Source organism: Rhizobium leguminosarum bv. trifolii WSM2297 (genome assembly GCF_000271845.1).
Window position 1 is genome coordinate 678,503 of the sequence record NZ_JH719392.1, and the last position, 24,916, is coordinate 703,418.

Annotated in this window: 14 protein-coding genes; 3 read left to right on the forward strand and 11 right to left on the reverse strand. The window is 58.6% G+C overall.

The window, feature by feature from the left end:
• The first annotated feature begins 46 nt into the window (after positions 1-46).
• Together tnpC and RLEG4DRAFT_RS59170 are read left to right on the forward strand one after the other, a co-directional pair.
• Positions 47-1,612 (forward strand): IS66 family transposase, encoded by a 1,566-nt coding sequence (tnpC, locus tag RLEG4DRAFT_RS59165; protein ID WP_037093118.1) that lies wholly within the window; start codon positions 47-49, stop codon positions 1,610-1,612.
• The gene (locus tag RLEG4DRAFT_RS59170) at positions 1,612-1,917 is read left to right on the forward strand and encodes a hypothetical protein (RefSeq protein WP_003574546.1); all 306 of its coding nucleotides are present in this window, start codon (positions 1,612-1,614) and stop codon (positions 1,915-1,917) included. Before tnpC ends, RLEG4DRAFT_RS59170 begins: the two co-directional genes overlap by 1 nt.
• Here the strand turns inward: RLEG4DRAFT_RS59170 and RLEG4DRAFT_RS59175 are convergent.
• From RLEG4DRAFT_RS59175 to RLEG4DRAFT_RS59210, 8 genes are all read right to left on the reverse strand, one after another.
• The gene (locus RLEG4DRAFT_RS59175) at positions 1,900-2,769 is read right to left on the reverse strand and encodes a hypothetical protein (RefSeq protein WP_003574544.1); all 870 of its coding nucleotides are present in this window, start codon (positions 2,767-2,769) and stop codon (positions 1,900-1,902) included. The genes RLEG4DRAFT_RS59170 and RLEG4DRAFT_RS59175 overlap by 18 nt on opposite strands.
• Before the next feature lie 145 nt (positions 2,770-2,914).
• A complete protein-coding gene (locus RLEG4DRAFT_RS59180; protein WP_003574539.1) occupies positions 2,915-5,977 on the reverse strand; it encodes a type I restriction endonuclease subunit R in 3,063 nt (1,020 codons plus the stop codon).
• Positions 5,978-5,988: 11 nt separating this feature from the next.
• On the reverse strand, positions 5,989-6,597 hold the full coding sequence (locus RLEG4DRAFT_RS59185) for a retron system putative HNH endonuclease (RefSeq protein WP_003574537.1): 609 nt from the start codon (positions 6,595-6,597) through the stop codon (positions 5,989-5,991).
• A 2-nt stretch (positions 6,598-6,599) separates the two neighbouring features.
• Positions 6,600-7,847 (reverse strand): AAA family ATPase, encoded by a 1,248-nt coding sequence (locus RLEG4DRAFT_RS59190; protein WP_003574535.1) that lies wholly within the window; start codon positions 7,845-7,847, stop codon positions 6,600-6,602.
• Entirely contained in the window at positions 7,844-9,091 is a 1,248-nt protein-coding gene (locus RLEG4DRAFT_RS59195) for a restriction endonuclease subunit S (RefSeq protein WP_003574533.1), read from the reverse strand. Before RLEG4DRAFT_RS59195 ends, RLEG4DRAFT_RS59190 begins: the two co-directional genes overlap by 4 nt.
• Positions 9,088-11,091 (reverse strand): type I restriction-modification system subunit M, encoded by a 2,004-nt coding sequence (locus RLEG4DRAFT_RS59200; RefSeq protein ID WP_003574531.1) that lies wholly within the window; start codon positions 11,089-11,091, stop codon positions 9,088-9,090. Before RLEG4DRAFT_RS59200 ends, RLEG4DRAFT_RS59195 begins: the two co-directional genes overlap by 4 nt.
• A 428-nt stretch (positions 11,092-11,519) precedes the next feature.
• Positions 11,520-13,010, reverse strand: a complete 1,491-nt coding sequence (locus tag RLEG4DRAFT_RS59205) for a septum formation inhibitor-activating ATPase (protein ID WP_210161320.1) — start codon at positions 13,008-13,010, stop codon at positions 11,520-11,522.
• A 5-nt stretch (positions 13,011-13,015) separates the two neighbouring features.
• Positions 13,016-15,355, reverse strand: a complete 2,340-nt coding sequence (locus tag RLEG4DRAFT_RS59210; protein ID WP_003574527.1) for a hypothetical protein — start codon at positions 15,353-15,355, stop codon at positions 13,016-13,018.
• Between the two features lie 289 nt (positions 15,356-15,644).
• On the opposite strand from RLEG4DRAFT_RS59210, the gene RLEG4DRAFT_RS59215 reads away from it, so the two are divergent.
• Positions 15,645-16,586: a toll/interleukin-1 receptor domain-containing protein gene (locus tag RLEG4DRAFT_RS59215; RefSeq protein ID WP_003574524.1), complete on the forward strand. Its 942-nt coding sequence runs from the start codon at positions 15,645-15,647 to the stop codon at positions 16,584-16,586.
• A 239-nt stretch (positions 16,587-16,825) separates the two neighbouring features.
• On the opposite strand, the gene RLEG4DRAFT_RS59220 is transcribed toward RLEG4DRAFT_RS59215, so the two are convergent.
• The 3 genes from RLEG4DRAFT_RS59220 to RLEG4DRAFT_RS59230 form a co-directional block, all read right to left on the reverse strand.
• Positions 16,826-17,494 carry a hypothetical protein gene (locus tag RLEG4DRAFT_RS59220; RefSeq protein WP_003574519.1) on the reverse strand — a complete coding sequence of 223 codons (669 nt, stop codon included), beginning with the start codon at positions 17,492-17,494 and terminating at the stop codon, positions 16,826-16,828.
• 72 nt (positions 17,495-17,566) lie between these two features.
• Positions 17,567-18,949, reverse strand: a complete 1,383-nt coding sequence (locus RLEG4DRAFT_RS59225) for an AlbA family DNA-binding domain-containing protein (protein WP_003574517.1) — start codon at positions 18,947-18,949, stop codon at positions 17,567-17,569.
• A 711-nt stretch (positions 18,950-19,660) separates the two neighbouring features.
• Positions 19,661-24,763 (reverse strand): RecQ family ATP-dependent DNA helicase, encoded by a 5,103-nt coding sequence (locus RLEG4DRAFT_RS59230; protein WP_003574515.1) that lies wholly within the window; start codon positions 24,761-24,763, stop codon positions 19,661-19,663.
• Positions 24,764-24,916: the final 153 nt, after the last annotated feature.

Sequence of the window (24,916 nt, forward strand, 5' to 3'; positions counted from 1 at the left end):
GGCAAAATGCTGGCACTTCCGGCGCAAATCGGCTATGTATGCGGGTATGGAAACAACGCCGCTGAACAGTCAGGACGAGCTAGCTGTTTTGCGTGCACTCGTCGCGGAACAGGCGGCGAAACTTGAGAGCCAGGAAGCCGAAGTCATCAAGCGCGACTCCATTATCGGGCTTCTGCGCGCGCAACTGGAACTGCTCCGCCATCGGCAGCATGGCGCTTCTTCGGAAAAGATCGACCGGAAGATCGAGCAATTCGAACTGATGCTGGAGGAGATCGAGGCCTCTCGTGCCGAGGCTGAGATGCGCTCCGGGAAAGCTCCTTTGCCGGAGTTGAACGACACCCCGGACAAGCCGAAGCGCAAACCGTTGCCCGATGGTCTTCCCACCGAAGAGCTGGTCTATGCCGCGCCCTGCAATTGTCCGACGTGCGGAGGCACATCATTCCTGAAGGCAGCAGACAAGGTGGTCCAGGTGATGGAGCACGTGCCGGCGTCCATCAAGATTGTCCGTCATGTCGAAAAGCGCATGATTTGCAGGGAGTGCGACACGACGGTAGCGGGTGAGATGCCGACCCTGCCCATCGAACGCGGCAAGCCCGGACCGGGATTGCTCGCCCATATCATGGTCGCCAAATTCGACGATCATATCCCTCTCTACCGCCTATCCGAGATGTACGACCGGCTGGGGATAGACATCTCTCGCTCTGTCATGGCGGACTGGGTTGGCCGCGTGTCGTTTTTGCTTGCGCCGCTCGTCTTGGCTATCAGGGCGCACATCGCCGCGCTTGACCGAATACATACAGACGATACCCCGGTCGATGTTCTCGACCCTGGGCGAGGAAAGACAAAAACTGGCAGGGTTTGGGTCTATGTCTTCGATGGCAGCGGTTATCAAGATCCCACTCCCGGAGCAATCGCCTATTACTATAGCCCCGACCGAAAGGGCGTGCATCCGGCTGACCATCTCGCAAACTTCAGCGGCGTGATGCATGCTGATGGCTATGGAGGTTACAAGAAGCTCTACGGCAACCAGATCGTCGAGGCCGCCTGCATGGCGCATGTGCGCCGCAAGTTCCACGATGTGATCAAGCTGAAGCCATCTCCGATCGCCGACGAGGCACTGTCGCGCATCGGTGCGCTCTACGATATCGAGGATCGCATCCGCGGCATGTCGGCTGAGGAGCGACGCAAACTGCGCCAACAACATGCCAAGCCCATACTGGGAGAGCTGAAGGTCTGGATCGAGGCTACGCTTTCGACGCTGCCACAGAAGCAGAAGCTGGCGGAAGCGATGCGATATGCCCTCTCGCGGTGGGCAGCGTTGAGCGTTTACATCGACGATGGCCGTGTTGAGGTCGACAACAATATAGCCGAGCGCGCCATGAGACCGCTTGGAATCGGAAGAAAAAACTGGCTCTTCGCCGGGTCAGACAAGGGCGGTGAGCGCATCGCCAACATCCTGACCATCATCGAGACTGCCAAGCTCCATGGTCACAATCCGGAGGTCTATCTGACAGACGTCCTGACTCGGATCCAGAGCCATCCCAAGGATCGGCTCCAGGAATTGCTACCGTGGCAGTGGGTGCCGGCGAAAGACCGATGCGAGGCTGCGTGATGGCACGCTCGAGGTTCATCTACACGCTCAAAGAAGTCGCCAGCATGATCGGCGAGAACCTTGAACTACTCGAGGAAGTCACCGCCAACTCGGACAATATCGCCGAGGGCGAATTGGTATATGTCCGCGATGGCAGTGAAGATGGCACAAAAGGCCTGACCGAAAATGGAATTGACGACCTTCGAGATCTCCTGGCCGACATAAGGACGTGGGATGGTGGAATCCGCCAGTTCCTCGTCGATGAACAATGCGATCCCGAGATGATCGAGCGCGTCATGGCAGATGAGCTAAGCCGCAAGTCCTAAACCGCGCCTCGTAGACGCAAAAAATGCATTCGCCGGACGCTCACGGAACGGCAGCAAGTTGAAGTCCTCCGGCAGGTGCCACGCGAGCCGCCGCCGCTCCGCGGGTTTGATCCCGGACAGGTTGAAACCCGAAGCGGATCGTGACGGGTGCGAGAGCTTTGCCTTAAAATAGCCCTCCGGAAGCCGATAGCGCCGCTCGATGCGGGATAGCACGTGGAAACTCTCGGTGCTGCGCGGCACCCTCCTGCCTTCGATCCAGCTCAACAGCGTATTCTTGTCCGTCAGATCGTCAGGGCCGATGATGCCGCGATAAAGCGTCCAGTAGGTTTCTCCGTGGCGCCGAAGATGCAGTTGCAGTGCCTCCGCGAAGTCCGTCGGATCTTCCCAGACCTTGAACAGGGCTTCTGGAAACTCGACGGCGACGCGGGCAGACGCCACGCCGGCAGGCTTCGACTTTACTGGCGGCTCCTGCACTTGTGGCGCCGCTCGGGCGACCGCTGGCGGCGCCGCCTTGGTCCTCGACGTCTTCGCTGGTTTACGCACGTCAGGTTTCTCGGCACCGGCGGCGAGGCGAGTATCGCGGATCCACCGAGCAATCGCATCCAGGGCAGGATCGATCTGACGCGCATTCGCAGCGAGTTCCTTGGCATCAATGCCGGACGCCGCTGCAACGACGTCCCAGTCGGTCTTCCCGTTCGTTCGAGGCGCTGACCGCCTCGCTTTGATGAGGGAGTACAGATAATCCCTCAGCCGACGTAGCTCATCGACCCTCAGCAAAGGCGAGAGGCGGAGCTGGCAGAAGGCGTCGATCTTGCGTTGAAAAGTTTTCGCAGAAAATTCGTTCATTTCCATTCACATAGCTGTTGTTGCGTTTCCCGCGGATGCGGGGCACGCGGGCTATGTGATGGCGATTAAACTCTGGTAACTGACCGGCCATGAAGGCGGTGGACTCTGAAAAAATGCGAGGCGCAGGGTTGGCAGCATGAGTGTCTGGTAGTCAGGAACCGACATCAGGGGCCTCGTTGCTTGAAATAGGGCTCGCACCAGGCAGGCGCAACTTGCGATATGCCTCGGATGAAAGCCATCCAAGCACGACCTTCTGAAACGACTTGTCGTTCATAAATCGAGCGAAAATCTCCTCGTTCTGGTCCATGCGTTCAACGAAAAGCGCTTCAAGCAAGTTCTTGAATACAAGCTCGAACTTTTCGCCAGGGTTGACGGACGCGGCCTGCTTCAGCGCCACGTCGGAAACAGCAGCCTCTACGATCTGATCAAAAAACAGTTGATCTGCCTGATTGAAATCAGTGCCGAACCGGTCGTTAACGACATCGATGAGCCGGGACAGTGCAAGCGGTTGCTCGCGAAGCGTACCGGATCCTAACTCGGAGGGGCCATCAAGCCGATTGGCCTCTCCATTGCTCAGGCTGATCGAGCCTTCGCTGATCTTCTGCAGGCGATAATACTCAAGCCGCACCTCGTCATCGAACTGGTAAGACGGCCCAGCGCCGCGCTTCGGCAGCTTGGTCGCGAGGTGCCGCAGGAAAACATACAGGCGCTCAAGGTCCGTATCCTGATAGGGAATGATCTGGCTGAGGAACCCATAGAGGCTACAGAAAGCCATCAGCTTGCCCCGCCACAGCTCGGCCTCGTCTGGCTTTTCCTGTTGAACTTCCTTGAAGCGGGTCACACACGGATCAAGTGCCGCATTCATCAACTGATGATCGTTCGGGCTCTGGCGTTGGCGCGGCTTGAAATAGACGGCGCTAAAGCGTTCAACGTCTTCGCCGATATAGACTCCGTCGGCGTCGAGTTCGCTCTTTATCTCATACATTCGGGCTGGGTCGACGTCCTCGCCCACCTCGGCGCCCTCGAAATAGGTCTTGAATGCCTCGCGGATTTCATCTCGTTCGTTTACGAAATCGAGGACGAAGGTGTCTTCTTTCAGCGGATGGATACGGTTCAGGCGCGATAGTGTTTGAACTGCCTGAATACCAGCAAGCCGCCTGTCGACATACATTGTGTGCAACAAGGGTTGGTCGAAGCCCGTTTGGTACTTCTCGGCGACGAGCAGCACCTGATACTCCTGGGTGGCGAAGACCTCTGGCAGTTCCTTCTCACGGACGCCGAGATTCATCCCCTCTTCGGTGTAGGCGACATCCTTCAGCTTGTCGTCCGTGACAATGCCGGAGAAGGCCACCAGCGACTTGATGGCATAGCCCTTATCCTTGATATAGCGGTCAAAGCTCTGCTTGTAGCGGACCGCTTCGAGACGCGAACCTGTGATTACCATTGCCTTGGCCCGGCCACCGATCTTGTGCTGGGTCGCGGCGTGGAAATGCTCGATCATCACCTCCGTCTTCTGGGCGATGTTGTGAGGATGCAGCTTGAGAAAACGGGCAAGCGCGCGAGCAGCCTTCTTCCGCTCGACGTTCGGATCGTCTTCGCTCGCCCTCAGGAGCCGGAAATAGGTGGCGTAGGTCGTGTAGTGCTTCAGCACGTCGAGGATGAACCCTTCCTCAATTGCCTGTCGCATCGTGTAGCGATGGGCGGGCTTGTCATCGCGTCCGAACACCTTGAAGGTCTTGTGCTTCGGCGTTGCGGTGAAGGCAAAGAAGCTCAAGTTTGCCTGCCGCCCGCGCTTCGCCATCGAGCGGTAGAGTTCCTCCACATCCTCTTCGTCGTTCTCGGCCCCGTATTTCGCGGCTTCCTCGCGAAGGCCCTGACCGCCCAGAACCTCCTTCAGATCGGTCGCCGTTTCGCCGCCCTGCGAGCTGTGCGCTTCGTCGATGATAACGGCGCAGTGCCGTGACCTTAGCGTGCCGCCATTCGCTTCCCCGCGCTCCTCCGCCATCTTCGCGAGCTGACGCGAGACGAAGGGGAACTTCTGTAAGGTAGTGATGATGATCGGCACGGCGCTTTCGAGCGCTTCCGCAAGCTGGCGCGAACTCTCGTCGATTTTCTGCACGACGCCGTGCTTGTGCTCGAACTGATAGATGGTGTCCTGCAACTGCTTATCCAGCACCACGCGATCGGTGATCACGATCACGCTGTCGAACACGCGTGCGTTCTTGTCGTCATGCAGTGACGCCAGCCGGTGTGTGAGCCAGCCGATGGTGTTGCTCTTGCCGCTGCCGGCGGAATGCTCGATCAGGTAGTTGTTGCCTACGCCTTCGCGCTGCGCCTGATCCACCAGCGAGCGAACCGCTTCGAGCTGGTGGTAACGCGGAAAGATCATCGTCTCCCTTTTTACCTTCCGGCCCTGATCGTCGCGCTTTTCCTCAACCTGCAGGTGGATAAAGCGCGCCAACAGATCGAGTAGGCTGTCACGCTGCAACACCTCTTCCCAGAGATAGGCCGTGCGGTAACTGCGACCCTTGGGGTCGGGCGCATTACCAGCGCCACCGTTGTTGCCCTTGTTCAAGGGCAGAAAATGGGTGGCTGCTCCCGCGAGCCGCGTGGTCATGAACACCGTGTCGGTGTCGGCTGCGAAGTGGACGAGCATACGCCGCTTGAACTCGAAGATCGGCTCGCGCGGATCGCGGTCGTGGCGGTACTGGTGCAAGGCGTGCTCGACCGTCTGCCCGGTCATCGGGTTCTTGAGTTCGACCGACGCGACTGGAATGCCGTTTACGCTCAGCGCAACGTCTAAGGACTTTTCAGAGTTTTTTGAGAAATGGAGTTGCCGCGTGATCCCGATGCGGTTGGCGGCGTATCGGGCTTCCAATTCGGGGTTCAGCCCATGCGCCGCCTTGAAGAAGGCCACACGCAGAGTCTTGCCGTAGCACTTGAACCCATGCCGCAAGGTGGACAGTGAGCCCTCCCGATCCATCCACTTGGTGAGATCGGCAAGGACTTGGGCGCCGGTCTTTTCCCCGTGTAGTGCCTCCAGAGCCTTCCATTCCTTCGGCTGTGTGTCGCGGATGAAGGAGAGGATTGTCTCAGGGAATATGGCGCGAGCGCGGTCGAACCTCGACGGAGGTTCCAGCACGGCACCGTTCGCCAGCATAGTGGCCTCGATGACGGTTTCGAACGCACCTTCTGAATGCCTAGCGTAGTTCATGCCGTTCTACCTCACAGCTTCTGCCGAAGAAACCAGACTGCGACTGGACTAAACGGCTGATACTCCGCCGCGTTGATGCGGTAACTGATCTGTTGTTGGACCTTTTGTCGAGCATCTGGTGTGGAACGCCACCATTGGAGTACGGAATCCAGCACGGCCTTCCGACTGCTCTTCAAGTAACTGAAATTCAAACCTAAAGTGCCATTCAACTGTGTGTTGAAGTCTTCGTCCGGGCTTGAAATTGTCCCGTCGGCGAGATACTTCAGCCTTGTTTCAATGGCATGAGCGGTATCTGCCGGATTCCAATTAAGATCGCGATTGGCCTTTTTGGTGTCGCAGTGCTGAGCGGTCGGCGATCTCCCTTCCCCGCCAAGGCACGCGCCGAGCAGATTTGCGTAGACAAGTTGCTGCTGGGGATAGTTCGCCTGGCTTTGCCAGTGTTCAATCTTCATCGCGGTCGATTCCGCCCGAACACGCCCGGTGCAGTAACAGCACAGGCCCTTTTGCTCGCCGACCAGAGCTGCGCGTAGGTCGTCTTTCTGAGCGTAGTTATCGTAGTCGCTATGCGCCTGAGCCCGGTGGTACGTGAGACTGTTCGGTTCGGCGCCTTTAGTGATCATCCTCACGCATCCCCCTCCATGAAATCGAGAAGGGTCATTGCGCGCGTAATCTCCGGGTCATCCTCACCGATATCTGCAGAAAGCTTTTTTATTTCAGCCCTTGCAGCGTCTACTTTTCCATCGCCTATGAGCTTCGCAATTTTCGCTATCTTGGCTTCCACGCCTGCATTCCGCGATTTGGTGTCCATTACCTCTTCGAGGACACGGCTTGAATCGATCCCGAATGAGCGCGCTGGCGAATAGACATGGCCGTCCTTGATGAGCAGGATCCTGTCGTGAGCCACTTCTCCAATCACCTGCGGCGAATGAGTGGTGGCAATAAACTGGCAGCCACGGAACGTCTCCGTCAGAAGAGGCACGATCTGGCGCTGCCAAAGCGGGTGCATGTGCATATCAATTTCATCGATCAGAACGACTCCGACGCCGTCTCTGACTGGGTCGTCTAAGACTGGATTGGATTGCGAGAGGCGGCGAGCAAGGTCGAGAGCCAGCGCAAGCACGCCTCGCTCTCCCTCAGAGAGATACCGCACGTCGAGTTCAACGCCGTCCTTTGAGATCAACAGCCGTGGCTTGTCCGCGCCGTTGGTCGCCCGCAGCCCTGTGCAAGTCGGCAAGAAACGGGCTGCGGCGGATTTCAGGGCCTCAAGATGGAGTCTTGCACGCGGCAGTTCTTCCGCCAACGCCTCTTGCGCCAGCATCCACGACGCCATGTCTCGTAGATGAAGGGGCCGGACATCGGAAAGCGCATCGGCAAATGCCGCAGCCTGACCTCCGCGGCTTCGACCAATCTTGATTTGCTCATCGGTGGGATGCGATCTGCGCGTTCCGAAGTAGATTGCAATGGGTTGATTGCCTGACGGATCGACCTTCGGCCAGTGTGGGGGTGACAGCTCTTCCCTTTCAGGCGTGTCTAACGTCGCGTTCCGAACAGACCCCTCTTCATCCGGAATAAACTGTTCTCTCGGCTTGTGCAGCAGTAGGTTCCGTTGCCCTTCGGGGAAGTCGAGATCCAGATCGACGGTCAGCGAGGCGCTTACCTGCCGGATATCCTGGGCGGCGAATGCCAGAGGCGTCGAGCGGCTCGCCGTGAACTTAGGCAAAACCCGAGACAGTGAGACCCGCAGAGCCTCGAGGACGCTGCTCTTGCCGACGCCATTGACACCCACCAGTAACGTGAAGTGCGGATCGAATTCGAACGTCGCATGGTCGAAGCCGCGAAGGCCGGCAACGCTGAGCCGTCTGATCTTCATGCCGCCTCCGGGATTTCGATTTGGCCGGTCACGGCCGCTGCTATCAGGGCTGCCCGGCGCTCCCTCAACAATGCGATGGAGTTCTCGGTCGAGGCGCGCAGGCGGTCGATCTTGGCGGTTTCTGCCGTGATGTGGTCGACGAGCTGTTGCTGTTCATGCAGCGGCGGGACCGGCATGAAGATGTCTCGAAACCCATCCCAGTAGAGGCGCAGTCTGTCCCAGGTAATGCCTTGAGAGTTGCGCCCGCACTCCGCGCTGAACGACGCTGTGCGGAAGAGTTGGCCAGCGTACTCGGGAAGAAGCTCCGCCTTCGCGGTCGCGACGGTGTAATCGGGGCTAACGAGACCATCAACTGGTGCAACACCCACGGCACCCTGCCACATGCGCATCTTGTTGAAAGCTATGTCGCCACGGCAAGCGATCTTGTAGGTGTTAAAGTCTGCTGCCGTCCCTTCAATCTTGTCGCTCGAGAATTCACGAACTGCAACGCCCGAGTTGATGGAGACCTCCAGCAACGGCAGATCGGGTTCGTTTCGCTCATCACGTTGGGAAAACATGGTTGCGACCCGGCGAACCTTCCAATGCGCAGGGATATCGCCAAGCCAGTCGATGCCGGATGGACGCAGCGGGGCTGAAGGTTCGAGGCCACGCATGACAGCCTCGGCCACGATAGCGCGTCGCTTCTCGGCCATCAGTTCAAGCAGCCGCTGCTTGGCGCCGATCAGGGTGTCGATCTCGGCGGTTTCCGTTTCCACGTAGTCAGCGATCATCTTCTGCGCAGAGATTGGCGGCAGCGGGATTGCAATGTCACCTATCTCAGAAGCATTGATCGCCGGGTAACTGATGCCCGTAGATCGCATCTCCACTTCCGCCAGAAAAGTCGGTTCGCGAAGGACATATCGGCAGAATTTCGGGTCCATCATGTCAGGACGAGGCCTGATCACTGCAAAGCCAGTTGAGACGATAAGGTTCTCGGGCGGAGCTGTAATTGGCGCAATAGCCTGAAGGTAAGTCCGGACAGTAGAGATGATGACATCACCGTCACGAACAATTCTACGCGCCCGACTCGGCGCAGCTTCGAAGCGATAGCTCGCGACCTGATCAACGGTCCCTGACGAATTCACGTTTCCGATATCGATGTACTGAATCTCAAAATCAGGATCTACATCTTCGGTCAGCGTTTCATCGTTGATCGTTGCTGCAAACTTCAGTCGGTGCCGCGGGAATTGGTTTTGGGCCATCATTCCGTCACCTCCCGCAGGAGGCGCAGGATTTCCTCTTCCGCCTTTTTCAGGTCCGCGTCGATGTCGACAAGCTTGCGAGGCGGCGTGAACTGATAGAAGTGGCGGTTGAAGTTGATCTCGTAGCCGACCTTGTCTTTGCTACGGTCCATCCAGGCATCGGGCACGTGTGGCAGCACCTCACGTGCGAAGTAAGCGTCGATATCCTCTTTCAGCGGGATGTTCTCGAAATCGCGCAGGTCGGGGTCCGCCTCGAAGCTTTTCCCAGACTTCACTTGCTTGGCCTCGGTATCCTTCACGGTGAACACGTTGCGGAAAAGCTTGACCTCGGGCGCACGCCAGCGCGACTGCCGCTTCTCCAACAGCTTCTCGATGCTGCCCCAGACCTTGTTCCAGTCCAGTTCCGGTTCGCGCCCCAGCGCCTGGTCGATTGCCTGGATGTCGTCGAGCAGATGCGCCGCGGCGTCGAGGAAGCGGGCCTTATCCTCGACCGACATCCGGTAGCGCAGCCGAAGGGGACGTTCGATGGTGACGCGGGTGTAGCCGAAGTCGTCGTTGTCGAAGATCTTTGACTTCGCATTCGGCGCGAACGCCCCATAAAGGCGCACGATCTCGGCGATCTGATCGGGCTCATCCGGGCGGTCGTCGCCTTCGGGTGCCTTGCCCGCTCCGATCTTGCGACGCTTGTCACCCTGACTGCGGCCCATCGGCATATGTATGTCGCGCGCATCGACTAGCTGGATAGTGCCCCTGCGATGCGCGGGCTTGTTGTTTGTGACGATCCAGATGTAGGTGCCGATCCCGGTGTTGTAGAACATCTGCTCCGGCAGGGCGACGATGGCCTCGAGCATGTCGCGCTCGATGATCCACTTGCGGATATTGCTTTCGCCGCCGCCCGCGCCGCCGGTGAACAGGGGTGAGCCCGAAAATACGATGGCCGCCCGCGAGCCATACTTCTGCGCCTTGGGATCGACGACTTCGAACTTCGAGATCATGTGCTGCAGGAACAGCAACGAGCCATCGTTTACGCGCGGCAGGCCTGCGCTCCACGGGCTGCCCTGCGGTGCCTTCTCGTGCCGCCGGACGATTTCCTTCTGCTGCCTCTTCCAGTCCACGCCGAAGGGCGGATTGGCGATGAAATAGTCGAAGGTCTGGCCCTCGAACTTATCATCGGTGAAGCTGTCGCCGAACTGGACGTTCTCGCCTCCACCGTTGTGGTCGACCTGCTTCATCAGCATGTCGGATGCGGCCGTCGCGAAAGCGCGCTTGTTGTAGTCCTGGCCGTAGACGTAGAGCTTCGCGTCCTTGTGGTGATCGCGCATGTATCTTTGCGCTTCGGCGAGCATGCCTCCCGTGCCACATGCCGGGTCGAGCATGCGCATCACCGTGCCTGGCTTGCTTAGGACGTCGTCGGCATCCATGAAGAGTAGATCGACCATGAGGTGGATCACCTCACGCGGCGTGAAATGGTCGCCCGCTGTTTCGTTGGCCAGTTCGTTGAAGCGTCGGATGAGGTTTTCGAATACGAGGCCCATCTGATCGTTCTTCACCCGGTCGGGATGAAGGTCGACCTTCAAGAACTCCTTGAGCACTAGATAAAGAATGTTCGCTTCATTCATCTTCTCAATTTCGTTGGTGAATTCGAAATACTCGAAGATCCGGCGAACATTCGCCGAGAAGCCGCTGATGTAGGATTGGAGATGCCCCACGAGATCTGAGGTGTCGCCGATCATCGTTTCGAACGTCATTGACGAACGGTTGTGGAAGCGGTGCCCAGAAGCTTTGTTCAGCATCCGATCAAGGGCATCATCTTCCAGCTTGCCACCCTTGCGTCGCGCATATTCCGCCAGAACTGGGCCCTTGGTGTCGGCCAGTACGCAATCAAAGCGGCGCAGAACGACAAGCGGCAGCATGACGCGCTCATACTGCGGCGGGCGATAGGGCCCACGGAGGAGGTCAGCGATCTGCCAGATTAAGTTGGCCAGGTCCGAGTGGCTTGCCATGCTATTCCACCTTGCCATTAAGAAGCTTGTTCATTCATTCATTCCACGTTCTGCCCAATCGCCTGCATTTGGCGACGAACTAGATACGAAAGCTTGCTTCAAGCTGAGACAAACTCCCTTTCGACATCGATGGTATGAGTACCGACGTCACCACCGGCACGCAATGGGAGCGCTTGTGATCACCATGGCGGAGCGCGAGGACAAACGGGGCGAAATGTGACTGGGGACCGTTTTCGGCAGCAATCGATCGGTGGCGGCGTCGCGCCGAAAGCGGCTGTCAGTATAAGGAATGACCGCATATTTCTTCGCTAGAACGAACACCCTTAGAAAGGCTCCGTTACATGATGAACGACGCCTATGACGGCGGCAGAACAATGCCGCACAATACGCTCGGTAGTGCCGTAACATCCTCGGCAGAGCGTCTTTCCTCACAACACGCGGCACTCTCGCAGCAGGTTTAACGCGGTTTCCAAACGGTCGGGGGTGGCCTCTGGCGGGTTCCCGAGCGTGGTACCCGGCGTTTGGGTCCAACCTCCTTCATCCATGACAATCCGAAGTCGCAGGATCGTTTTGCCGCGTCCGCGTGCGTCGGCCAGTCCTCGATTAACACACCAGTACGTGTGCTGAGCCATTACCCATGTCTCGATGACCCGGACCAAGAAATCCCGCGGAGTAAAATCTCGCCATTGCTCGGCTTCTTTGCGAGCCCGAGCGAGCGGCAGGCGATCAAACGTCTCGAACTCCAACGCCTCGTCTGGCGCTTCTCGCAAGCTGTGGCGCAATCCGGCGAGAACCGCCACGGCAATCCGATCCCGCGATCGCAAAGCGGCCTTGATCAGCTCTAGGACTTTAACCGGGCTCCTGTTCGCCCGCGACGAAAACAGCCAGGTGGAGGCCGTTTCGGGCATCTGCGTCTTGTCTAGCTGCGCAATGAATTCATCGGCCAGTGCCTGGCTATGAAGCGGCCCGTCACCGAGCGTTTCAACGGTCCAGAAGAAAAGTCCTTCCAATGCGAGACGGAAAACTTGGCGCACTTGGACGGCACGCCAATCGGATGCGATGGCCGGGCGCGTGTCAGAGGCATCCCACGCTTGCGGCGGGTCCGACATGCGCGCCCTGATCTCGTTGACGTCATAATCTTCGATGCCCAGATCTTCAGAGCCTGCGCGGATAAGTTCGATCCCGTTTCGACGAGCAGCAGGCGCCTTCGATCCTCCAAGCCGTTCGTAAAATGCATCACGTTCTAACTTCAGAGGCTTCTCCATTGACCACATCTTACCCCATCGTTCAGCGTCCTCGCGCTTTACCCTTACCCGACCAAATTGACTAAACGCACGATGATCGAGTTGGCCTTCAAATTTCCGCTCGAAGGCGTCAAGAACAGGATCGAGCTCCGGCGGGGTACCGAAGACACCTACTCCTTCATCTGCTCTTTTGATCCAGCCCATTGTTTGCAGGCTGGGCCCATAGTTCAGCGGAGAAATGAGACCCGTCGAATAGCGACGCATGTCCCGCCGGCGCTTCCACTCCTCCCCGCCGAAAACATAACTTTCAGCATCAAGCAATTCCCGCATTGCGACTGCCCCTGGGAGGTCTGCGTTTGGGTCGACCAAAAACTGTGACCAGGCGTAGATTGCTTCAATTCGATCTACGAAGTCGCGCATCTCGAAGTCGGTAGCACCCTTTTTCTTGTCGTTCTCGAGAATACGGCGAACTCGCCGCCATGCCCACGCCATGATGACGTAAGGTCGGATATGCCGGGCGACGTTGTTAAGATCCGGAAACACTCGGTCCATCAGCCCAAAATTGATCTGGCGGAGTCCTAGAGGATCGACGCCGCCGGGACTTATGCCAATTTTGCTCGCAATCTGCGGCTCCTCTCTGGAAGCCGCTTCCTCAAGAAGTTCGGTAACCGACATCGGCATCAGATTTCCTCGCATAGAATAATACGACCGCAACATTCAGTGACGCCGAGCTGACGGAGGTCGGCGGAGCGTGCCAACGGCAAATTCATGCGACAACGCGGGCAGCCGGAGGGCCGCTTCTTGAAGACCGAGAACTTGCTGAAAAGGTCTCGATCGGTCAGGGCCTTCTTAAGCTTTTCCCATTGGTCCGACTTCGACAAGAGCACGGATCCTTCAAAAGGCATCCCTAAGGTGGCCGCAAGCAGATAGGCACAAACTTCCTCGCCACCGGTCTTGGAGCGGACGATGCATTCGATGAACTCCGCAGGATTGAAATCCTGCGTAAGCAACTCCATAAAGACCGGTATGGTCTCGAAGATGCCGGGGGTCAGCGTGCTTGGATCAACGCCGCGAAGTAGCAGGGCACGCCTCGCCCTTCCAGCGCCATTTGGCGCGACATCCGTCCCGTAGTATACTAAGAAGGCCGCCAACGCCTGATCAGCGGCCGAGCCGGTGAACGACGTTATTGCGGGCAGCAACTGACTAATCCACGATCGTACCTTTGCAGACGGCGGTCGTATTCGATCAGCGACGAAATGCGTCAGCGTGAGGGCAAGAAAGGGATCTGCTGCAGGACTTTCCGAGTCGAGCATCTTAGGAAGCAGGGCCTCGAAATGCTCGATCGACTTTGCATTCTGCTGATCATTTTCCCGAGTGCGCTTCGCGTTTGTTTTCTTACCGTCGTCGGTGGCGTCGTCATCTCTTTCGGAGTCCCAAGGCCCGCGCGGTGTCGAGAATGCCGACCGCAGCAATGCCATCGCGTTCTTCCAAGCGGCGGAGCCGTTCGCGCTGTCTCCGCCGCGAATATCTTCAATCGAACCCTCGAGGCTTCCAAGGTTCACGAATGTCGCAGTCTCGCTTTCGTGGCCCCCCGCAGAAGCCGCTGATTCCTTCGCAACGCGAGGCAATCTCTTAGGATCCTCACGAAACCATGCCAACACAGCTGCAACGTCTGCTGGGGTTTCATTGCCTGCAAGGACTGCGAACAGACGGGTCGCCATTGGACCCACCCTTCGCACCAGCTCTGTTGCGGCAGTGATGGCAACGAACCCTTCGACCACTGTCTCTTGCTGCTCTAGCCGAAGAACAAGACGCCCAATTTCCCAAGCGTCCTGTTCGAGGCCATACGCCTCAATGCTCAGGCGGCCGGTAGCATCGATGTTAGCATAGCCAAGCTCGCGAGTTTTCCGAACTGTTCGCACGCAGACTTTCACTCGCCCACGGACTTTAGGGGTGATGACGGTGGCTTTGATCGCGCCGCTATCAAGCGAAGCCCGGAGAATACCGACACTGCCTGTGATCTCCTCGCCTTCGTCTGCCGCCTTGGTGCCTGGCCGTTGCGGGACGTCTGCGGAAGACGTCTTCCATCCTATGAATGTTTGTCGTTGGATACGAAGGACCGACGCCTCGACGTTTGCCCCGAACAGCCCAGCATGTGTGCTGTTGGCGCTGCCGGCTACCAACAGCCTCCCCCGTTGGCACAGGATCTCGATCGACTTTGCGTGAAGAAGACGGCCATCAGCCTTGAACGGTAGCGAGACTTCGACTGCGTCGCGTTTGCGTTTTCCCTCGAACGGCCACGAGACCGCTCCGATACCGCGAACGTTGCCATCTTCGTGAACGTGTAGCCGAACATCGTCGCACGACAACAAGTCGGAAAAAGCGTCGACTCCGCGTCCGTCAAGGTCGTGGTATGGGGATACGAAAGTGATCCTTCGGGCACCGCCGAGTTCATCAGCGAACCGCGCGATCTCCGAGCCGATGGAGCCGCCGACGCTGTGGATGACTCGTACCGCGCCAGTCCTTGGTCCGGTACGGTTCGCAGCGCGAAGAGTCTCTGCCAATCGAATGAAAGCAGGGCCTGCCTCCGTCTGAATGCGTTCAGACATGGCGAGAAGCTCGAACATGTCTGCCGCGTCGGCCATGGCGTCTGAAGCGAAACTTGGATGGAGGTGTTCTACAACCTCCAGATTGCCTCCCCAGCCGCCAAACGTGAGGTTACCCGAACCGACGAGAACATGGGCGTCGTGCGCAGACGCGAAGACACTTATCTTTGGATGAAAGACGCCCGTTGTGCAGCCGACTGGCTCGATGTCGTAGTCGCGACCCGCACGTCGAGCGCCTTCCTCGCTCAGTCCCGATCGCACCCCTTCGGGATCGGCGAGGATTAGAGCCGACCGACTGCCGCCTCGGACTAGACGATCAAGGACAACTGCCTCGAAAAACGACAGACTCAACGCATAGGTCGTAAACGCGACGCGTTCCCACGGCGCTGCCGATACCAAGTCTAACGGATTCAAGAATTCTCCCTCTAAGCCAACTCGAAAGTCTGCCACTGCAATACGATCGAGCGAATACTGTAATCGCTATGATTGTTTATATTTACCCGCAACGCAACTCGATTTGAGAGGATCCACCCACGACGATGCTTCACGTCCGTTGTGGCGGGGACGCCTTGTTCCTGCAGGATGGAGACGCTGAAGGTGAACGGTGGAATACGTGTACAAATCTCGCCTAGCTACTTGGTGGCGAGCTGTTAGAAGCCTATATTTTAGTCTCTGCAGACGAATATTAAATATGAGGTCTGAGTTGGCTGTCACCGCTTTCATTTCATACTCGCATGCCGACACGAAGCATCTGGAAAGACTTCATAAGCATATGGCTCAACTGCTCAGGGACGGTGTCTTCGAGACGTGGACTGACCACGCGATTGTACCGGGATCAAACCTCGACAACGAAGTATTCACGGCATTGCGTGCTAGCCGAGTCTTTATCGCCTTGGTCAGCCCTGATTACCTCGCTTCGAATTATTGCTACGAAAAGGAATTCGAGGCCGCGCAAAAGCTTGAAGCCGAGGGCCTCCTTCACATCGTGCCGGTGATCGTAGAAGCCTGCGACTGGCTCTCGTCGCCTCTAAAGAGTCGGATGGCGCTGCCGAAGGACGGCAAGCCGATCCCGGAGTGGACGAACGAGAATGTTGCATACCTAAATGTCATCCAAGGCCTCCGTGCAGTAGCGACATCCATGCACAAGAAGACTTCAGGTCCGACTGGCGAACGGGACGCACAGGAAGTGGGTGGTCGCCGCCTGAAGGTCAAGCAAGAGTTCGACACCATCCAACGGCGAGATTTCGCAGACGAGGCCTTCCGTGTCATCCAGGATTATTTCAAGACCTCATGCGAGGAACTGAATCAGGCCGAGGACCTTCGGGCCCGCTTTGAAAAAATGAGTGACAATTCATTCACGTGCACTGTCGTGAACCGTGGCTACAAAGGCGGCCGTGACGCGCACATCACGGTCCACAACAGCAAGGGCGGCCGTCATCACTTCGGCGACATCAATTACTCATGGCAGTCCCATGGCGAGTCAAACACGTCAAACGGTCATGTCCAAGTCGACGCCGACGAGTACAACATGTTCCTCTCGCTGAACGATTTCATGAGCAGCGAGAAGAAACGTTACGACGCGAAACAGGTCGCCGATGTCCTCTGGCTCGAATTCACCAACCAGGCAGGGATCGAATATGCCTGAGGTGAAGCGCTTCCAATGCCTGAACTGCGGTCATCGCTTCGAGATTGACGTATTGGCGCCGGATGAGAAGAAGGAGGCAAAGAGGAAGGACGAGTCGGTCTACCCGGTGGCCTGCCCGAAGTGCCGCCGGACCGACGTAAGGGACGGCTGGGGCTATGGGGCCGTAAGCGGACCGGCGTCTTTCACGTCAGAAATGAGTTAAGCAGCCGTTTGGTGCCCAATTTTTTCAGCCGCGCCCGTTAGAAGGTGTGCAGTTTGGTGATCTTTGAGAGGTTGCCGACATGGAGGATCAGCGGATCGGTCGCGGTCGTGCCAACGGTCACTTCGCCACCATCCTTTTCGAAGGCGCATTCGACATTCTCGACCGCAAACGCGCCCTTTCGGCCCATAACGATCCGATGTTCCTTCTGCCATGCCCAGCCCTCCGGCTTGATGAAAGCAACCCGCTCCGGGAGCGCCCAGTCGGCGTTGGGCGCCGCCGTCAGTTTCTGGTAGTCGACCTCACGACTATATACGCCCCTGCGGTCAAGTTTTGAACGCAGCCGAACATGCATCGATATTCGGCCAAGCAGGCGGTTCGGCTCTTTGACCTCGACACAGAATGGGCATTCGAACTTCGCAGCGATCTCGGGCGACAGCTCAGTGCTCAGGCAATAGACAAAAATGTCGTCAACCCGGACCGAAGCGTGGAACCGCCAGCCGGGCGGCATCTCAACGACATCGCCATTTTCCTTCGTGAGCACTAGGCCCTCTTCAGGCTCGTAGCGTAGCTTGCCGTCGTCCGGGTCGCCGCGCACCAAGTCGTCTTCGTAGGCGCGGAAGTAGCCCAGGGGGCGCGCGAAAATCTGGCCCTTGTCGATCAGCGCGCGGGCGTAAGCTTCCTCGGCAAGATACTTATAGAGAGACATCGTAGCTTCGCTGCAATTTCACGCCACTTTGGGCGGTCGGCCAGCCGTCGATCGCAAGCGCTAGAACAAAGCTCATAATTTGATGAACCGCGGAGCGAGCCGTGCAACCAACCCAGCGCCGCACTCGGAAAAACCGAACAGGCTGAGTACCGGACAGGAAAGCTGGGCGACCACCTCGTGCCAATTAGCGGCAAGGACCGGCACGTCCCAAGTACCGATGGTGGTGCGTTGATCGGCGCGCGCATGCCGACCGGCTGACCAATAGGTATCCCCGAAGTCGTCGATCTCGCGCCCGGCCAAGCCGCGCCAAGTGCATCGAAAGACGACGCGGCTGCCGCCGTATCGCTCGGCCACGATCCGCGCGTGCGTCACTAACTCCGCTGTTTCGCGAATCACGGTTTCAGGGCTGAGCCAAGTACCGGCCGGACGCCCCTTCGCCTCGAAGGTCCGTTGCCGATCTTCGCGATATGGGCGGATAATAGTTGCTCGGCCATCGACGGCGTAGCGCCAATAGTCGGGTAGGCTCGTATCGAAGTCTCCGTCGCCAACGAGATTGCTTTCCAGCACGTCGACACCGCTACCATCGTCGAACTCGGGGTGCAGCGCGGCCGCAATCTCCGGCCGCGTGAAGGGGTAGAACATGCTCCATCCGGTCCAGACGGTCTTGCGGACGTCGCGGTTCACCTGTTCGAGAACAGGCTGCAATTCGTTCGCCGGTATCGCAATACCGGTATCGGACAGGATTAAATAGCTCAACTGGCAATGATTAGCACCGATATCGACCAGCCAGCGCAACGCGGCCGCCTTCTCGAGGGTCGTTCGCCAGCGCGCGTCACTCTCATCATGCCAGTTCTTCAGCCGATCTGCTATCGCGGGCGGTGGTGGTTCGGAGATGGGCTGGACGGCACGGGCAATATCCGCCAGCAGATTGTCTCGATCGGAGAGAACGCAACGCCGGATCAACGATTGCCAGTCCTCGATGCCTATAGCCGCTTCGCTTTTCGGTCCGGGTTTACGGACATAGTAGGTGCCGGCCCGGATCCCCTGTGGCTGGCCCTTCTGATCGTGTGGACCATCGGCCTTGGAACCGATCGGTGTCGATCCGTGCGAGGGCACGCGCACGACCGGATAAATGAGGCCGGCGCTCGACTGAACGAGTCGGACATCGCACTGGAAAGCGGGCGCAAGATATCGGGTGACGATCCGACCGAATGTGTCCCGGCTATATCCTGAAAGGTCCGTCGGTCGGTTAGGCGCGACGCTTTCGTCATCGCGAAAGCCGAAAACAAGATAGCCGCCCCCATGGTTGGCGAGCGCGGCGATATGCCGTGCGAGCTTGGCCTGCGCGACCTTGTCACCAAGATCGATCCAGTCCTTGAGTTCAATATCGAGCGTCTCGCGCGGGTAGTCGATCAGGTCCGTTAGATCACTGCGCTCAAACGTGGTCTTTGCCATCGCTCTCCATCCGCACTACTAAAATCAGGCTAGTGCCATCGTTCCTCAACGTCATACATTTTTGGAGAATTTCGCTCTAGTGGCAGCTTCTGGAAAATGTTGCCCGATCTTAGAATGACCAAGTTGAAGGCGCAAAGCGGTCATCCACGCGGTAGCGGCCAGATGGCGCGTTCGGTCCCGTAAGCGGAAATTATTGCCGCTCGCCTGTCCTGTTGACTGATGCCCAAAGCCAGGGCACAAAGGTGGCATCCACGGTCGCTCGCGATGGGAAAACACAGGGGATTTCAAGGCAATCTCGCTAAGCCTTTGAAATCACGTGAGAATCCAAGGTCACCAGGCAAGCGATTTTTGAATATATTTTCGCTGTTTAGAAGCTGCCATTCCCCACTGAAAAAATGACGTCTACAGCTACTTGGTACAATTTTCAGTCAGAAACTATGTGACGTTCTCCAGATCCCGAGAACGTCCAGAGCTCAGTAAAAGACGGCTGGGGACCGTATTCGGCTGCCGCAAAAAAGGGCCGCGCCCAACGACGGTGTTGGGGCCGAAATCAGGCTGACGCTCCCAATGTTACAGAGCGGAAAGCAGACGTTGAGTCTGTAACCGCAAAGGTCTCAAACGGGCTCGAAGCTGATCTTTTGTCATTGTCCACGCTGTGCGATGACACCACATCGCACAGTCAAAATACTGACGTTCGTGACGAGCAAGCTATCAGCCGAACACAAGCTCTGGCACAACCACTTCCCAAACATCTCGGTTAAGGTGCACCCGGAACTCTTCCTGACTGTCGGCCTTGCGCCAGCGCACGATGGCGCCGACCTCGCCGCGGAGGAAGTTTAGTCCTTCGGGAGGTGACCAGCTTTTGGCCATGCGTCCGAGAATTTGCCCCCGAGCATCCTGCATTATCCAAGTGAGGCCATCGCGCACGATCTGAAGTGGGGCTCCCGCCTTTGCCGCCGAGATTGCGACAAGCGAGGGATGATCCGGCCCGAGACGCCCGGCCCACGACAGGTCCACGGTCTTGAGGTTCGGCACTTGGTATAGCACAGCCGGAGAACCGGCGGCATCAGAGATGTCTGGCGCGGTGCGGCGCAGCGCATACTCTTCGCCGTGCGGGACGAACGAATGCTGTCCTTCGGCAATGATGGCAAGGCTACGTCGCGCTCTGGTCATGGCGACATAAAAGAGGCGGCGCGGCGCATCGGGATCCTCGCCCTTAGAGGGCCGGTCCCAACCGCCATTCAGGATGACGACGTCCTCGAACTCCAAGCCTTTCGATCGATGCGCCGTCAGCAGCAGCAGTGCGCGCTGATCGCTGCGCGCATCATGGGCCCACTCAGCGAACCACTCGACGAGGTCAGGCACGGGCATGGTTTTGTTCGCAAGCTCTTTCGCCAGAGCGGCGACGCCTTCGGCGATCAGGTCGGTCCAGCGGTTGGACGGTATCGCGTTCAGCATGCCCACCAAATCACGGACGCCCAACAAACGTCTAGGATCGCTGCGCAGGAGGTCGATGAACTGCTGCATTTCGCGCAGACGCCAGATGCTGGGCAGGCTCTCATTTGCCATCTCCACCGGAATGCCCAGCGTTTCGGCATAAGCGCGCACCGGAGCCAACCGCCGCCAGTCACGAGCTATGACCGCCGCACGCGACCAACTCCACTCCGGATCAAGGCGCGATAGGCGGACGAGTTCATCAACTGCGGTCATCGCCTGCACCACATCGCCGGATGGGCAGTCCAGCACTTGCACCCGCCCACGGGCCACAGGATCGAGCGCCGCCATCTCTCCGCCTGGCGGCACCGCGCTGCGTTTGCGATCGATGTCAATGTCGTGACCGGCTTTCATACGGGCCGAGGCTGGCGCAATGACCGCGTTGGCGGCCGCGATGATATGCCCAGTCGAGCGATAGTTCTCGATCAGGAACACCGGTCGTGCATTATAGTCGGCCTCGAACTGGCGGATGAAGCGGATGGATGCCCCAGCGAAGGCGTAGATGTTCTGATCGTCGTCGCCCACCGCAAACAGGCTGAGCCGAAGCTCCTTATCGTCCAGTGAGCGGCCTGCAACGGCGGAGATCAACGCATATTCCTCAGGGCCAATGTCCTGATACTCGTCCACCAGGATCCAGCGATAGCCCTGAATTAGCGTATCGCGTTGTGCCTCGGCCTCGGTTTTGCTGAGTCCCTCGCCGTTCAACTGGCGCACTGCTTCCAAGACGATCCCGTCGAAGTCGTGTGACGTCTCGTTCGAAGTTCCGGCAAAGCTCGCGCCCACCAATCGCATCGCGAGGGCGTGGCAAGTGGAGATGGTCACGGCAGTCGCGTCATCGCCAATCAGATGCCGCAGCCGGATACGTATCTCGGCGGCGGCATGCCGGTTGTAGGTCAGCACCAGGATGCCGCGGGGGTCTTCGCGGCGGACACGGATCAGGTAAGCGATGCGGTGCACCAGAACACGCGTCTTGCCCGAACCCGGTCCCGCCAGCACAAGGACGTTTGTCTGTTCGCGGTCGTCAGCGACGATTTCTTGCTGAACTGGATTCTTCAGCGCCTCAACGATCGCTTTCCAGGAGCTGCCAGTGGTTTGACGCCGGATCTCACCGCCCTTGCCGGGCATCCAGCGACGCAGAAAGGCATCGCGTTCCAGCACGAAGTAATCCTCGGACAGCCGATGCGCCTGATCCATCGCAGCAAGGCCCCTTTCGGCATAGGTCGCCATCACATGGGTCTGGATCGTCTGCTCAACGTAGTGTTCCTCCAGGGGTGTAAAATCCTTCACGGTGAACTGGCCGCCCGAGGTGTTCAAATGGACCGTCATTGCCTGCCGGAAAATCGTTAGCCCTTTGCCCAGCGTTACCACCTCCTGCTCGTGCAGCCACAGAAGTGCGCGCTCCATCAGTTTTGTCATGTCCTGAATGCCGCTGCCGCGTAGCAGCGCGTCTCCTGTCAGGGTGGCGAGCAGATCACCCACCGTGGTTTCGACCTGGATATCCTTGCCGCGGCTGCCCTTTGGCAACCTTCCCAGAAGGTGTGCTAGCAACAGTTCGCCACCCTGCCGCCGCAGGTTTGCCGTCTGTTCCAATGCCTGCCAGGACCGTTGCAGCGTGACCATCAACGTGTTGCGCGAAGCCTTGCGCAGCCGCAAATTGCCCTTACCACCATCCTGATCGCGCCCGTCGCGGCCCATGCTGCGCAGCAGCTTTTCCACGATGTCGGGCCGCACAGCGCTGTGCCCCTGATTTCGGAGCGCCTGACAGGTTTCGGCCAGATGCAGGGGAATGCCTTCGGCACCTTCGGCATCGGGGGCTGCCTCACGCATCAGGGCAATCAGCGCCGTTTCAAGCCGCGCGGCCTGCGCCAGACGCTGCTGGGAATGACCGTCGACTGCAACGTGGACAAAGATCGTGACGACGACGTCGTTGCGGGCGATCCCGAGCGCCTCGAGATCGGCCAACGCCTTGTTCAGCATGCCCCCTGTTAATCCGCTGATCCCGGCCAGCTCGTCGGTGGAAATGCCCTGATTGGGCGGCGCGTTCATCAAGTGGCGCGTAATATCCAGAAGCTGCTTGCGGCGGGTGCCGGTGATCGCGGCCTTAGCCAGGATGGCCTCGACTTCCTCCAGGTTGCGGATCCTGAGGGATGAGGGAAAGACCTGAACCTTGTTCTCCTCTCGGCTCAGCAGCGTGGCTTCCTCCAGCCAGGACACCGCGGTCTTCACCCTGGTGTCGTCGGTGTTGATGTCGCGCTCAAACTCCTGATCGCGTTCAGCTCGGACAACTTCGCCTGAGGTGGCCACCACGGTGCCGGTCTTCTTCGTCCGCTCGTCAAGTCGCCGCAGGGCCTTCAGGATCGCGCCGATTTCGTGCCGGGCCAGACGCGAGCGAGCCGAAAGCGAGAACTGGCGCTCGACGTCCTCTTCGGCAAAGAGCAGCACGCAATTGGCATGAGCGCGGTCGCGGCCGGCCCGCCCGGCTTCCTGCAAGTAGTTTTCCAGTGATCCGGGAATGTCGCCATGGACCACCAGTCGGATGTCGGGTTTGTCGATCCCCATGCCGAAGGCGTTCGTCGCAGCGATAATTCGCAGTTCGCCGATGCGAAATCGTTCCTGAATGTCACGCTTCTCCTCGGACGTCAGCCCGGCGTGGAACCGTTCCGCAGACAGACCCTGCTGCTTGAGGAACTCGGCAACGCGCTGCGTCTCGCTACGCGTGGCGCAATAGACCACTGCACCCGAAGCACCCTCCTGTGGTAGCTTGGTCTCGATCACATCGAGGATGTCGGCCAGCTTGGTGCCCCGCTGCGTCGGCCGGACCTCGAAACTGAGATTGGTGCGCACTGCGCCACCGTCCAGCAGCAAAAGTTCGCATCCAAGCCGTGACTTGAAATGCTCTCGGATGTCACGCACCACTTCGGGTTTGGCGGTGGCGGTCAAGCAGAGCACTTGCGCGGGCGCTTCATCCCCCGAGGATTCCTTGATGAAGCGGCTGACATAGCGGTAGTCCGGCCGGAAATCGTGGCCCCATTTCGACACGCAATGCGCCTCGTCCAGCACCCACAGCCCGATCGCGCGCTGCGCGAGAACCGATCGGACGGAGTTGCTGCGCAGTTGCTCGGGCGAGATCAGCGCCATTGCCGCCTCTCCCATGCGCACCCGGTCCAGCGCATCCTGCCGCTCAGGCATCGAAAGCATTCCGTTGATGGTTACGGCAGAGGAGATTCCTGCCCGCGCCATGCCCTGCACCTGATCGGCCATCAACGCGACCAGCGGCGAGATCACCACCGTCAGCGCTCCGGTCTTATCGAACTTCGACAGGGCGGGGATCTGATAGCAGACCGATTTGCCAGTGCCGGTCGGCAGAATACCGAGGACGCTCGACCCGCGCATCGTCTCATCGACGATCCGCTCCTGCAGGGGGCGGCCCATATCATCCACCGGCTCAGCGCGGAAGGCATCGAACCCGAACCAGCGCGACAACGCGCGGACCGGGTCGTTCTTCTCGCTACACCAGGTGCAATCCGGGCTTTTGCAATTGGCGTCGCGTAGGTGCCCCACGATCAGTGCAGCCTCGCGGAACTGCGCCCGTATCCAAGGTGGCATGACGGAATCCCCGCCCGCGACCAAGATCCAGGACAAAGCATAGGCCATCGGCCAACCAAGCTGCGGGTTCGATAGGCGGTTCAGCGTCTGCTCGACCCGCCTCTCGCAGGCGCGCCCCGCCAGAAGCCGTGAGATCGCTTCTCTTGCCACAAGAGGGTCGGGCGCAGGAGCACCGCGAACCTCCCGAAACACCGCGTCGAACCCGTCTGGGTTCTCTATTCTTGTAGCAAGGAAATGAAAGGCTGCGACGGCATCGGGTTGGTCGGCGTTCTGCTGGGTCAGAGCCGCGAGTTGATTGCGCAGTACCTGAAACACCAGTCGCGCATCCAATTCAGGGTCATTGATATGGCCCGCTTGCAGGCGCCCGTCATGGTAGTGCTTGACCAGGTGGTGGTAGGGATTACGCGGAAATGCGAGCGGATTGAGCCATAGAGTGTCTATCGGTGATCTAAGAATATTCGCCAGCCTGGGCCGCACCGCGAAAAGATGAGGCAAGTCATGCCGAAGTATGTTGTGGCCGAGCAGATGCACGCCGCCAGTTGCTTCTGCTTCCAGGCGATCTAGGGCTGCCAGGAGATCGCGCTTTTTTGCCAGTATTGCGGGCCGAGCATCATCGCGCACCGCCGCAAAAGCGAAGATGCCGGCGGTTGCAGGATCAACTTCTAGGTCGATCGAAACGCAACGCTGTAGGAAGAGTTCTAAAGGTTCAGTCATATGCAACAAGCTTTATTCACGTGATGAAACGACTAGCAATCATGGTCGCGCGTTTGGCGAAAGGTCAACGTTCAACTTGTGCTACACAAGAACTTTGCCGGATGGCCACCTATCTAGCTCAGTTTTATAACGCGATCCTGTACCGTGGCCACT